Source organism: Bacteroidota bacterium, assembly GCA_034723125.1.
Classification (GTDB): Bacteria; Bacteroidota; Bacteroidia; order CAILMK01; family JAAYUY01; genus JAYEOP01.
The window spans coordinates 1-13,467 of sequence record JAYEOP010000222.1 but is presented as its reverse complement, the minus strand read 5'-3'; the positions used below and the strand labels follow the sequence as shown (position 1 = coordinate 13,467).

14 protein-coding genes are annotated in these 13,467 nt (G+C 28.6%); 4 read left to right on the top strand and 10 right to left on the bottom strand.

Features of this window, described 5'->3' with window-relative positions; all coding sequences use genetic code 11:
* Positions 1-6: 6 nt before the first annotated feature.
* Positions 7-768 (bottom strand): C4-type zinc ribbon domain-containing protein, encoded by a 762-nt coding sequence (locus U9R42_06320; protein ID MEA3495635.1) that lies wholly within the window; start codon positions 766-768, stop codon positions 7-9.
* Positions 762-1,880, bottom strand: coding sequence for a Nif3-like dinuclear metal center hexameric protein (locus U9R42_06315; protein ID MEA3495634.1), 1,119 nt, complete (start codon positions 1,878-1,880; stop codon positions 762-764). Before U9R42_06315 ends, U9R42_06320 begins: the two co-directional genes overlap by 7 nt.
* A gap of 98 nt (positions 1,881-1,978) precedes the next feature.
* Here U9R42_06315 and U9R42_06310 point away from each other — a divergent pair, with 98 nt between their 5' ends.
* A complete protein-coding gene (locus tag U9R42_06310) occupies positions 1,979-2,500 on the top strand; it encodes a hypothetical protein (GenBank protein ID MEA3495633.1) in 522 nt (173 codons plus the stop codon).
* Here U9R42_06310 and gldE read toward each other — a convergent pair.
* From gldE to U9R42_06285, 5 genes are all read right to left on the bottom strand, one after another.
* Entirely contained in the window at positions 2,492-3,835 is a 1,344-nt protein-coding gene (gldE, locus tag U9R42_06305; GenBank protein ID MEA3495632.1) for a gliding motility-associated protein GldE, read from the bottom strand. The genes U9R42_06310 and gldE overlap by 9 nt on opposite strands.
* 23 nt (positions 3,836-3,858) lie before the next feature.
* Positions 3,859-4,281 carry a single-stranded DNA-binding protein gene (locus tag U9R42_06300; protein ID MEA3495631.1) on the bottom strand — a complete coding sequence of 141 codons (423 nt, stop codon included), beginning with the start codon at positions 4,279-4,281 and terminating at the stop codon, positions 3,859-3,861.
* A 186-nt stretch (positions 4,282-4,467) separates the two neighbouring features.
* Entirely contained in the window at positions 4,468-4,947 is a 480-nt protein-coding gene (locus tag U9R42_06295) for a hypothetical protein (GenBank protein ID MEA3495630.1), read from the bottom strand.
* A 131-nt stretch (positions 4,948-5,078) separates the two neighbouring features.
* Positions 5,079-5,426, bottom strand: coding sequence for a HepT-like ribonuclease domain-containing protein (locus U9R42_06290; GenBank protein ID MEA3495629.1), 348 nt, complete (start codon positions 5,424-5,426; stop codon positions 5,079-5,081).
* On the bottom strand, positions 5,413-6,003 hold the full coding sequence (locus U9R42_06285) for a helix-turn-helix domain-containing protein (GenBank protein ID MEA3495628.1): 591 nt from the start codon (positions 6,001-6,003) through the stop codon (positions 5,413-5,415). The genes U9R42_06290 and U9R42_06285 overlap by 14 nt, the downstream gene beginning before the upstream one ends.
* A 229-nt stretch (positions 6,004-6,232) precedes the next feature.
* Here U9R42_06285 and lipB point away from each other — a divergent pair, with 229 nt between their 5' ends.
* On the top strand, positions 6,233-6,937 hold the full coding sequence (lipB, locus tag U9R42_06280) for a lipoyl(octanoyl) transferase LipB (protein MEA3495627.1): 705 nt from the start codon (positions 6,233-6,235) through the stop codon (positions 6,935-6,937).
* On the opposite strand, the gene U9R42_06275 is transcribed toward lipB, so the two are convergent.
* Entirely contained in the window at positions 6,930-9,152 is a 2,223-nt protein-coding gene (locus U9R42_06275) for a phospholipase D-like domain-containing protein (protein ID MEA3495626.1), read from the bottom strand. The genes lipB and U9R42_06275 overlap by 8 nt on opposite strands.
* A gap of 151 nt (positions 9,153-9,303) precedes the next feature.
* Between U9R42_06275 and U9R42_06270 the strand changes: the two genes are divergently transcribed.
* Positions 9,304-10,941 (top strand): hypothetical protein, encoded by a 1,638-nt coding sequence (locus tag U9R42_06270; protein MEA3495625.1) that lies wholly within the window; start codon positions 9,304-9,306, stop codon positions 10,939-10,941.
* Entirely contained in the window at positions 10,931-12,280 is a 1,350-nt protein-coding gene (locus U9R42_06265; protein MEA3495624.1) for a DUF5723 family protein, read from the top strand. Before U9R42_06270 ends, U9R42_06265 begins: the two co-directional genes overlap by 11 nt.
* A 185-nt stretch (positions 12,281-12,465) precedes the next feature.
* Here U9R42_06265 and U9R42_06260 read toward each other — a convergent pair whose 3' ends face one another.
* A complete protein-coding gene (locus U9R42_06260) occupies positions 12,466-12,777 on the bottom strand; it encodes an iron-sulfur cluster assembly protein (GenBank protein ID MEA3495623.1) in 312 nt (103 codons plus the stop codon).
* Between the two features lie 3 nt (positions 12,778-12,780).
* Positions 12,781-13,212 (bottom strand): SufE family protein, encoded by a 432-nt coding sequence (locus tag U9R42_06255; protein ID MEA3495622.1) that lies wholly within the window; start codon positions 13,210-13,212, stop codon positions 12,781-12,783.
* Between the last annotated feature and the right edge of the window lie 255 nt (positions 13,213-13,467).

The window sequence follows — 13,467 nt, the reverse complement described above, 5'->3', positions numbered from 1 at the left end:
AATAAATTACTTGTTAAATTCTTCTTTAATGCTGTCTCCAAGTTTGTGGTCAATAAGAACTCTACCACAGTTTTCACAAACAATAATTTTTTTATAGAGTTTTATATCAAGTTGCCTTTGGGGAGGTATTTGACTAAAGCAACCGCCACAAGATTCTCTTTCAATAGTTACTACTGCAAGATGATTTTTGTAAGTTTCTCTGATTTTATTGTAGGCTTTTAGTAATCTTTCTTCTACATTAGGTTCTATTCCATTACGTAAATTTTTAATGTTTTCAGCTTCTTTTTGTGTTTCACCTATAATTTCATCAAGTTCCTTTTCTTTATCTGCAAGTAGTGCTACACTTTCATCAAGCTTATTTGTAGTTTCTCCTTTTTGCTCCTCTTTTACAGTAATGTCAGATTTATATTCTTTAATTTTTTTTTCAGCTGCCATTTTCTCAAGCTTCTGGAGTTCTATTTCCTTAGAAATTGCTACATACTCTCTGTTGTTTTTTACATGAGTTTGTTGCGATTCATACTTGAGTGTTAGAGTATTGGCATCATTGATCTTATTGTTAAGTTCTTCAATTTGATTTTTATAATCATCAATAGAATTGTCGATGTTTTCTACTCTGGTTTTTAAGCCTTCGATTTCATCTTCAAGATCATTTACTTCCATTGGAAGTTCTCCCCTGATATTTTGTAAGTTATCAAGTTTTGAATCTATTAGTTGCAATGTGAATAAAGATGTTAATTGCTCCTCAATTGATGTTGATTTATCTACCATAAATAATAAATTGGATTCGTTAAAACATTAGTTTTTAAAAATGCAAAAGTAGGGAATTTTTTTGTTAATAACTCATATAAAAGATCAATTGTAAATTGCTCGCTTTCATAATGACCAATGTCAGCAATAACAAGCTTTTCATCCGCATCAAAAAATTCATGATACTTAAAATCGGAACTTATAAAAACATCAGCATTGCCTTTTATGGCATTTTTTAAAAGGAATGATCCTGTACCGCTATTAATTGCAATTCTTTTAACTTTTTTATTTAATAATTTTGAATGACGGATAACTTTTGTTTTCATCACATCTTTCAAATATAAAAAAAATTCATTTTCATCCATTTCATTGTTAAGTTCACCAATCAATCCTGACCCTGTATTATCATGCTTGTTGTCAAGAGGATAAATATCATAAGCGACTTCTTCATAAGGATGAACACTTAGCATTTCTGAAATAATTTTTTCTTGCAAATGAGAAGGGAAAATCGTTTCTATTTTTACTTCTTTTTGAACACTTCTTTTTCCTTGCTCACCCAATAATGGTTTTGTACCTTCAAGTCCCCTGTAAGTACCTAATCCATCTGTATTAAAAGAGCAACTATCATAATTGCCAATAAAGCCTGCACCTGCTTTAAAAAGTGCATTTCTGATTATTCCTGGAACATAATTCCCATTTGAAAGTTTTATATCGGGACAGTAAACTATGAGTTTTTTATGTTGTTGAGCTTTGGGTTTAAGTAATTTTATATTTTTTAAATTGAGCTTTTCAGAAATCGTTTTGTTAACTCCTGAAAGAATGTTGTCAAAATTTGTATGAATAGCATAAATTGCAATATCATTTTTTATTGCACTAATTATTATCCTTTCAACATAATTTTTACCTTCTATTTTTTTTAATCCTTTAAAAATAATCGGATGATGGGAAATTATAAGGTCATGTTTGTTCTTTATTGCTTCATCAACAACATCTTCGGTAACATCAAGGCAAATTAAAACGGAATTAATAACTTTTTTTGTATCTCCTACAATCAGTCCTGAGTTGTCATAATCTTCTTGTAACGAAAGAGGTGCAATGCTTTCTAAAAAAGAAGTAATTTCATGAAGTATCATTATAAAATATTTAAATTTGAAGTTGCAAATTTAGTGAAATTATTAGAAGTCCCCTAAACATATACATTTTGATTACGAATTAATAAAAACAAAACAAATTGAAAAAAGTAATAACCTTGATGTTTTTAGTCTCATTTTTTAACGGAATTGCTCAAAACACGGATTCTCTTTTGGCTGTTCCATTAAAGATAAATTCTTCATCATTGGAAATTGAATTTAGAAAAGAAATCAGAATTAGCATATTTAACAAAGATAAAATAATCAATTGGCTTAAAAATTCTGAGAATATTATCGTTTATGAATCTGAAATTTCAATAAAAGCAAATTGCAAAACAGTTATTAAAGTTGGTAAGCGTAGGAAGAAATTTCCTGTGCAAATGTTTTATACTTTAGAAATTGTGAAAACGGGAAATGTTATTGAATGTACTGTGCATCAAATATATTACCGACCTATGCCTGATAGCAAAGACTCATGGTTGACAAATGCAGAAGAGGCTATTGCCGATAATCTTTTGTGCAAGAAGAACAATAAAATTAATAAATTACGTGCAAGCTATAAAATTCAGACTTTAATTTTTATTGATAATCTTTTTGAAAAAATTGAAAAATTATTACTTTAAAATCACTTTTATTTTATCAATTTTTTTATTGTCAACAGCATTTATCACAAATAATAAATTGGCAATTTTAATATTTTCGCCTTCACTCGGAATTTTCCCAAGTATTTCTATTACTAATCCTGCAAGGGTTTCTGAATCACCTTTTTGTTTGTCAAAATAATTATCGGGTAGGTTTAATATTTTCACAAAGTCAGTTATTGGTGTTTTAGCATTAAAAATAAGTGTTTTATCATCTATTTTTGAGTAAAAATCCTCAATACTATCACCAAGTTCATCAGTAATATCTCCAATAATTTCTTCCAAAATATCATCAAGAGTAATGATTCCCGAAAATCCCCCATATTCGTCAACAACAATTGCAAGGTGAACTTTTTTATTTTGAAATTCTTTTAATAAGTCATCAATTTTTTTGTTTTCGGGGATAAAAAATGGTTTTCTCAAAAGTTTTTGCCATTGAAAATTATTGTCTTTTTCAAAAAAAGGAAGCAAATCTTTGATGTACAATATCCCTTTAATATTATCCGGATTATCTTTGTAAACAGGTACTCGGGAATATTTATCATTTTTTATTTTTTCAAGAATATAGTTGAATGTCGTTTCTCTATCATAAGCCACAACATCAACTCGTGAAATCATTATTTGTTTAACATAAACGTTGCTAAAATTTACCAATCGTTTAAGAATCATTTTATTATCGGGATTATTCTCTTTAATTGCGGTAATATCAATAGCTTGATTAAACTCTTCCGCAGTAATAGAATATTCTTTTTTCTTAATACGTTTTTCAATAACATTTGTACCCTTAACTAATAAAAATGAAAAAGGATGAAAAATAGGTGTTAAGCCTAAAAGTGGAAATGACATAAATTTTGCAAATCGTTTATTATTTTGGTTTGCATATATTTTAGGAATTAGTTCACCAAAAAGAACTAGAAGCAATGTAATTAGTCCTATTTCAAAAACAAATGTCAGTGTTTTATTGTAATTTGAAAAATCAAAATATTTGTTTATTGTTAATGTAAATAGGATTATTAAAGAAATATTAATCAGATTATTAACAATTAAAATTGTTGCTAAAAGTTTTTTTGGTTTATCCAAAAGAGTAAAAATATTTCTTTCAGAAACTTTTTTTGAGTGTTTAAAAAATGTGATGTCCTTTGCTGAGAGAGAAAAATAAGCTATTTCCGAACCTGAAATAAATGCTGAGAACAAAAGCAAAATTAAATGTACAGCAATAAGCAGAAAAAAATCAAATAATAATGGTTCCTTTATTATTGATAAAACAAAGGAAGAAAAACACAAAAAGGGGTCAGGATCTAAGGGTTCAATTTCCAATTTCTGATATCTATTTTAATTTATTAAAATGGCAAATCATCTGCTCCGTCTTGTTCTGGAGCATTTTCAGGAGATGGTGGTGGTGGACTGCCATAACTCGAGTCAGATTTTTTTTCAATTTTATCCAGCATTTGAAAGTTTTGTGCCACTACTTCTGTAGTATATTTTTTGTTGCCATCTTTGTCATCCCATGACCTTGTTTGAAGTTTACCTTCAATATACACTTTCATGCCTTTTTTAAGATATTTTTCAGCTCTTTCTGCAAGAAATCGCCAAACTACAATACGATGCCATTCAGTTTTTTCCTGCCATTCGCCACTTTTATCTTTATAATTTTCTGTTGTAGCAATATTAAAATTTGCTACTGCTGTATCTTCTGCAAATCTGCGAACTTCAGGATCTGCTCCAAGATTCCCTATTAAAATTACTTTATTTATGCCTGCCATATTATTTATTTTATGAATTAAAATTTAGTTACAAAGATAAAAAAATATTTATAGTTTTAGAAAAAAATCATTTATTTAAATTATAAATTTTTTGCCTGTTAAGCTTTTATCTTTTTTTGGCACCAAATGGTGGTTATGCACAAATGATTTTCCTTTGAAATTTAGTGTTGGCATAATATCTATATTTTATTCATTTACCGATTTATAAGATACAGTCAAATTGTTTTGATGTGAATTTAATCTTGTTAACTCATAATCAAGAATGAACTCATTGTATTCGCTGTAATTTTCACATTTTACTTCACTATATTCAAGTAATATGCTTTTTATTTCTTTTGGAAGCTTCATACCAAAGCCTTTAAGTGCTTTTTGCATCTCTTTCTCCCCATTTTTTTTCTTTATCACTCCTAAATTCCATGCCATAACTCCAAGCCCAACAATGTTTTGTTCTTCTTTAAAAGTCCTTGCTTCTTCCATTAAAGGCTGTATCATTTCAGACACAACATCAGAAATTTTTCTGCCATTTAGGTTATTTTTGTAATTAAATTTCACATCTGTGTTTAATTCTTTATCTAATCTCTTTTTAATTGAGGATAATCCATGAACACCATTATTTAACTCCGAAACCTTCTCATTTTCTCTATCCTTTTTTCTTTGCCTTAGCATTTTGGCTCGTTTTATATTTCTTGCTTTCCCCATTATCGTTTTCTTTTTAAATATTCATTTTTTTCCTCTGCAACTTTCAATGCTTCTTTTGCATAATCTTCGTTGCCTATTTCATATATTATTTGGTCGCTTTAAAATTCATTTCTTAAAATTGTTTCAACAATTTGTTTTAATTTGGATAAATCGTTTTTTATAATATCCCAAACAGCTTCTAACTTAATATTAAAGTACTGATGTGATATTAAATTTCTAAATGCCCTGACTTTATACCATGGATATTCATATTTATCTAATAAAACTGCTTCTATATGAACTACAGCTTCTCCAATTACGCTAAACTGAAACAAAACAGCACTAGAAAGAAAATTATCATTTAAAAAATCATTTTTACTGACTTTAAGTGTAAATGTTTCAATTTCATTAATTGCTTTTTGTATATGAATCAATCTTTCGTAGCTGTCTTTTCTATAATCTTTCATAAATAAGTTTTAAATCCGGTTTAACATTTTTTAAAATGTGCGGTTTAAAAGAGCTAATAAAACCTATATCAATTTTTCTATTCACTTCTTTTTCCAATTGATATTGTATTTCAGCGAGGTCAAAATAACTAAAACCTTCATCTGTTTTTATCGCAATATCAATATCACTTTTCGGCATATCATCTTGTCGAGAAAAAGAACCGTATATCCATGCACTACTGACTTTTGAAAATTGGTTTAATTTATTTTTAATTTGTTTTATGATTTTATTTCTATCCAATGCCTTAAATACTTTATATTCAATTTTCTCCTCAGCGACTTTTAATGCGTCCTTTGCATATTTTTCATCGCCAATCTCATATATTATTTGGTCGCTAAAAAAAGTAACCAACATTTCTTTTTCGCTGTAATTATAAAAATCAGCAAGTTTTATTACCTGTTCTTTGCTTAATTTTCTTTTTCCACGCTCTATTTTACTTAACACTGCTTGATCAATGTCCAGGAATGCTGCAACTTTTCTTAGCGGATAACCATCCTTACTTCGCAATGTTCGTATTAGTTCACCTATGTCCTGCATTTTGAATATTTATTTTTGACAAAAATAGTCAAACTTTCTTTTGAAACATTATTAATATCCATTATTTATTAACATTAATTCAACAAATGTTATTTCGGGTGGAAAGTTATTATCAGCATTTCTTAACTCTCCAATACTCAGAAAAATTTGTGCCTTGCATCTTATTCATTATCTTTGTTTCTTAAAAAAAATGTATTTATAGAACCTCCCTTAATTTGTGAAATAGATAATGACAGAAATTTATTATAGAGACTTAGGTAGAATTTCCTACAAAAAAGCATTTAAAATTCAAGAAGAACTTTTTAATAATACTGTTGAAACAAAAATAAAAAACAGAAAGATCCAAGAAATAGAACAGCTTGTAACAAAAAATCATTTGTTATTTTGTGTTCACAATCATGTAATAACATTAGGTAAAAGTGGAGATATAAAAAATTTATTATTTACAGAACAACAACTTAAAAACAAAAATATAGAATTTTATAAAACAAATCGCGGTGGTGATATCACCTACCATGGTCCCGGACAAATTGTAGCTTATCCTATTTTTGACCTTAATAATTTTAAAATTACTTTGAAGAAATATATTTACTTGCTGGAGGAAGTTATTATCAGAACTTTAAACGATTATAAGCTTGAAGCTAACAGAGCAAATGGAATGACTGGCGTTTGGTTGGATGCTGACAACAAACTAACTGCAAGAAAAATTTGTGCTATTGGAGTAAAAGCAAGTAGGTGGGTTAGCATGCACGGATTTGCATTTAATATTAATACCGATTTAGGTTTTTTTGACACAATTGTTCCTTGCGGAATAAAAAGCAGGGAAGTTACTTCTTTAAAAAAAGAACTTGAAAAAGAAATAAATTTGGAAGAAGTAAAAGAAAAATTAAAAAAATATTTTAGTGTAGTTTTTAATGCCGAATTAGTTATTTAATTAATTTCTGAGAAATATTCACTTCAGAATTAATGAATTTAATTATGTAAAAGCTTCTTGTCAATTTATTTAAATTGAAACTAAAATTATTGTTTCCTTTATCAACATTAACATTTTTACTAAAAATAAGTTTACCATTAATATTATATAAAAGAATCATTGAATTATTTTTGGATTCTGAATTAATATTTACATTGAGCTGATTATTAATAATAAATGAAGAAAGATTAGTTTTTTCATTAACTAATTTTTCATTTTCTTTCATACCAACAAAAACGCTTCCTCCTTCATCTTTGAATCGTTGTGCCCACTCCTGAAAATATACACTTGCTGTTAATCCGTCATGAATTATTAAAGTATTTTCATCATTGGAGGTATTTGCCGAGCTACTCCAGTTATGAGAACCTGTGATAATTATTGGGTCAATATCCTGTGCTGTTATTGCATGGTCAATTATTGCATATTTGTGATGAAAAATTCCGTTTCCAGTATATTCAATTATGTCAGAACCTATTGCATCATGAAGCACATCATAAGCATCTTTGTTATAACCACCAATGTCATCAAAAATACCTGCCACGTAAACTCCGTCATTAAATCTGTCAACAATCGGGTAAGCAATTACTTTACGTGTAAAGGCAAATGTTGCAAAATAAATGCTTGCATCAGCAGTATTTATAGCATCAATAATTTTATTGTTCACATTATCAGAAGGACTGAAATATAATTCTATATATTTTCCACCAACATTGAAAAAATGTGGAGTATTATCGCTTTTAAACTTACCGAATTTCGCTTTCATAGAAGAAGGATGTGAAGTTGATGAACCCCACATTTCTTCAAATTCTATAACGTAAGCTTTTGCCAGTGCTTGATCATTGATGATGATGATATTATTGGGGTCGGAATGAATCTGACCATCTGTTAAGTTTGTTGACCCTGTACATACAATAGCTTCATCGGGATTTGAAGAATTTGCATCAAAAACAAAAAATTTGTTATGCATTATTTTATAGTTGATTCCTTGAGGTGATTTAATTTTATTAATGTCTGTTGAAAAATCGTTAAACCCAAGATTTGCAGTACTCCCACCTCCTATTACACGCACTCGGACGCCTCTATTAGCAGCATTGTTTAATGCTGTAGAAAGATTAACAGAGAATCCTTGATTATTTAGATTATAAACTGCAAGGTCGATAGTTTCTTTGGCTCTGTTGATGTATGCAGCTAAAGTATCATCAAATGTACGATTTAAAAAAACTGCATTTTCACCTTGGGAATATGTGTTGTCAACGCTATTGTTAAAGTAAACTTTTATTTCTCCGGATGATAATGAAGCAGTTGAAAAATAAGCAATTCCGGATATTACAGTATCACTACTTGCGTTAATGGATAATGCTTTAACATAATAAAAAGTAGCAGGTTGAAGTCCGGTGATTTTTAAGGTGTGATCAGTTACAGAACTGTTATCACTAATTTCTCCTAGTTCAAGATTTTTAGTAATTCCGTATTGCAAAATTGTACTTCCCGAATATTGTGTTTTAAAATTTATTGTAATGTCAGTAGTATTAATTTCTGTTGCTGTCAATATGGAATTCATAAATCCAAGATCTGATAAATCACGGGGAAGTAATTGATAAGTGCTTTTGTATTGACTCATAATTCCAATAAGGGTAATTGATTTTGTTGGAATCTGGGAGCCAACAATATTTGTGTTGTCGTTTATTCTTGCTTTTTCAGAATTTGAGTTTTGTAAAATATCATAATTTTGATTCCCTGCAAAAGTTCCTGTTTGAGAAAAAGTAACATTTGTAAATTTTACTAACTGTCCTTCATAATTCTCAGAAAAACCTGTTGAAAAACTTAATTCGGCAGGGCTTGGTAAATTATTATTTGAACTTATAATTGTGTGGCTTGAAACATTAGTTATTTCAATAAGGTTATTGTATTCTGTAATTTTACCTGTTAACTTTACTTTGTCGCCTCTTTTTACAGAAGAGAAATTATAATCGTAAACAGCAATCGCAGCAGTATTATCCTGAATATATCTTATTGTACCAAATTCAGAACCATTCGTAATAATTCCCTCAATTGTAACAGTTGTACCCGAAGCTTTTGTTCTTGCAACAGAAATATCAATTGTTTGTGCATACAAAGTTGCAGTAATAAAAGATAAAAAAAGTATTACATTTATGCTTATTAAAATTTTTTTCATAAAATTGATTTGATTTGTAAAAAAAGAGTTATATTTGATTTTAAACAAGTTACACTTATTTCTTTCAGTTTTCAAAATTAAGTATTTATTTTTGGATATAATGACATGTTAATATCAATAATTTTGAAATAAAACAATAAAAATGGAAATTGTGAAAAGACTAAAATTTAAGATTCTATTATTATTTGCAATTATTTTCCCGATGCTTTTATTTTTTCAATCTTGCATTGACGATATCAAAGATTTTGAGAATATTAGAAATATTAAAATGGGAGATTGGAAACCCGAAATTGCAGTACCCTTGATACATGCTGAACTTTCAATCTTTGATTTTGTAAAAGGTGTAAATTATGATAGTTTGTATCATGTAGGTAATGATAATATGGTTTCACTGATATATAAGGGCAGTTCATATTCTGCTTATGCAAAAGATTATATTAATATCCCTAATCAAAATTTTTCAACAGGTCCTTTTAATTATCACACAAGCGGACTGGATAGTATTTTACTTCTTAAGGATATTGAGTTTGATTCAACAATGACACACGATTATTCTTTTAATAATAATGAAGAAATAAAAAAAATTATTTTTAAAGATGGAATTTTAGAAATAGATATTGAATCTACTTTTGCACGGTCAGGTGAAATACGTGTTGAAATACCTTCTTTAAAAAGAGTAAATGGAGACCCTTTTTTTGAATTAATACTATTTACTTATAATGGACAAGGAAAAGTAACAGTAAATAAGCAAATTGACCTTGACAGTTTTTCTCTTGATCTTACCAAACAAAATACCACTTTCAATGCTTTTAAAGTTCACTATAATATTTTAATGTTCGGTACTTCTAATTTTGTACATAAAAACGATAGAGTAAAAGTAGAAATAAAATTTAAAGATGTAGATTTTAGTTATATTCAAGGATATTTAGGACAACATAAATTTAATTATCATTCAGACACAACACATATTAATTTATTTGAAAGTACTGAAGTTGGTGAAATACATTTTGAGAATCCGCATTATAATATTTATGTTTATAATACTGTTGGGATACCAATTACTTTAAAAAACCCTGTTATAAAATCATATTCAGAAACACAGGGAGTTGCTACTCTTACAGGATCTGCTGTTGATAATCCTGTTTACATAAATTATCCTTCTATTTCAAACCCGGGAAAGATTGCAAAAACAGGGATTTATATGAATAAAACAAATTCAAATATTCAAGATTTAATTAGATATGCCCCGGGAAAAATGTCCTCAGATTTTACTTTACAGTCAAATCAGGGAGGAGTTACATATAATAATTTTGCTACCGATTCAAGTCATTTTGATGTAAAAACCGAATTGGAGTTACCACTTTATGGATACACTAATGATTGGGAAGTATTTCTTGACACTGATTTTGAAATTGAAAATATTGACCAAATTGAAAGTTTGCTTTTTAATTTATTAGTTATAAATGGATTTCCGGTTGAAGCTGATGTTCAACTTTATTTTATCGATTCAACTGATAATGTTTTTGACTCTTTGATTCACACTAACGATTATGTATTTCGTTCAGGAGTAGTGGGTGCAAACTATAGAGTTGAAGAGCCATCTGTTAATCTTACGGTTATTGAATTTGATAAAGCCCGTTTAGATAATCTAAGCTTGGTAAGGAAAATAAGAGTAAGGGCTAATCTTTCCACAACAAATTCAGGAAATACTAATATAAAAATTTATAGTGATTACATTTTTGATATAAAATTAAGTTTAAAAACTAAAATGAAAGTTGATGTTTTATAAAATTATTTTTACAATCCTTGGAGTATTTTGTTTGAATTTTGGATATTCACAACATGTTACTCGTCACTTTATGGAGAATTTACCACAAAGAGGAATCACTGATTTAACCTACATTCCTGATTATAACTATGCAGCTAGTATTCCATTTATTTCTCATTTTAATATTGATTTTAAAAACGATTTTTCAATAAATGACATTGGAAGCCATCAAATGGGAGATTCCACCTTTTATGTGAATCCTGATATTTTTTTGAATAATTTAAATAATATTAGTACAATTTCATTAGAAACAGATATTGAAATAATTTCATCATCATGGAAAAGTAAAGACATATTTTATTCTTTTACAATAAAAAACAAAACGATTGTTGAAGCAAGGTATCCTAAAGATTTTTTAATTCTCGGATGGAGAGGTAATAGTGAGTTTATTGGGAAAAATGCCGTTTTTTCAGGCTCAGGTATTGACTTTGTGCAATACAACGAAGTAGGTTTAAGTGCTACACGTATTTTCTTTGAAAAATTCGTTTTTGGAGCAAGGCTTAAATATATTCAAGGATTATCAAATGTTTCTTTTGAAAAAAATACAATAACATTAAAAACCGATACTACCACATATTGGCTAACAGGCAGGGCAGATTATCGAGTAAATATATCTCAACCTCTTGATACTAATGGTTTTGATAATTTTTATCCGAGTAATTATATCTTTAATTTTCATAATCCCGGCTTTGGTGTTGACCTTGGTGTTAAATTTAATATGACAGAAAAAATAAATTTTTCTCTCAATGCTTTAGATTTAGGAACTATAAGATGGAAAAGCGATGTAAAAAATTATTCAAGTGAAAATGCTTCCTTTACTTTTGAAGGTTTTAAAATAGATAGCACCATGGCTTTTCCACCAACAGACAGTTCAATAAATATATTTGCTGATTCTATAACTTCAATATTTGAACCCAACGAAACAGAGGAATATTATTCAACAGGCATTAATCCGAAATTATATCTTACTGCTTCTTATAACCTTAATAAAAACAATAAATTTGGTCTGGCATTTTATCAGAAATTTAACAAGTATAAAGATTACACACAGCTATCACTCCTTTACAATAAAAAGTTTGGAGACATTCTTAATGTTGGCTTAAGTTATTCATTTACAAATAGAAATTACAACAAATTAGGTGCAGGATTATCATTGAAAATAGGAATGTTTAATCTTTATTTTCTTTCTGATGATGTATTAAGTTATTTTTATCCTCTTGATGCACACACAATAAATTTCCAATTTGGGATAAACTTTGTGAGAATGAAAGTTAAAGAAACACCCCCTCCCGAAGAATAATAGCTGTTTTGAAGGCTAAAAACATAAAGTTGTTGGTTCTATGTTGATTTGTGTGAGTGAAAAAATATTAAAGCCACAGAGACTTCGTCTGTCGAAGATATGCTAAGTGTAATAGAACCAAGTTGTTGAGATTTTTGTTTGCTTAGGATAAACGCAAACTGACATTTTTGTGTTAATCCGATTTATCAGGACAAGCCCAATTCCAATTTAGCTTCTTCCGACATCATCGACATATCCCATTGAGGTTCAAATGTAAGTTCAACATCAACTTTATTAGTTTCTGCAATTCCTTCGGTTTTCATTCTTACCTCATTTATAATATCTTCGGCAACAGGGCAGGCAGGAGCTGTGAGTGTCATTACAATTTTTACGTTGTTATTTTCGTCCACCTCGTGCTTATAGATAAGTCCTAATTCGTAAACATTAACAGGAATTTCAGGATCAAAAACTGTTTTTAATGCTTCTATAACTTTTTTTTCAAGCTCTTTTTTATTCATAAATTATTTATTTTTAAGTTTGGAATTAAAAGCAATAGCATAGAATTTCATTTTCTTTACCATCGACATCAATCCATTTGAGCGTGTTGGCGAAAGCTGTTCTTTTAAACCTATTTTATCAAGAAATAGTATATCTGATTTTTCAATTTCAGCAGGACTTTGATTTGAAAAAACTCTAATCAAAAGTGCTATCATGCCTTTAGTAATAATTGCATCACTATCTGCTTCAAAAACAATATTTTTGTCATCAACTAAAAAAGCCCTAAGCCACACACTTGATTGACAACCTTTGATAAGATTGTCATCTGTTTTATATTTTTCATCAAGAGCTGATAGTTCTTTTCCTTGCTCAATAAGATAATCGTACCTATCCATCCAATCATCAAACATTGCAAATTCATCAATTATTTCTTTTTTTATTGTATCAATTGTCATAATTTTTAATTGTATTCTGCCATAATTTTTTGTGCAAAAATAAACAAATTATATGAGTGGATTTACAGCAATATGAAAGTTAGAATTAAAATTAATCACCGATTTTTTCAGTTTTTAATAAAGCATAATTTATACCAAATTAACATCAAAACACCCGATATAAATCATTTCTATTTCCCTTTTTTGTCGTTAAAAATTATTTCCGTAGCTATGGCTATGCAAAGAATTTTTGCCTAAAAAAAGAAAAATATAATT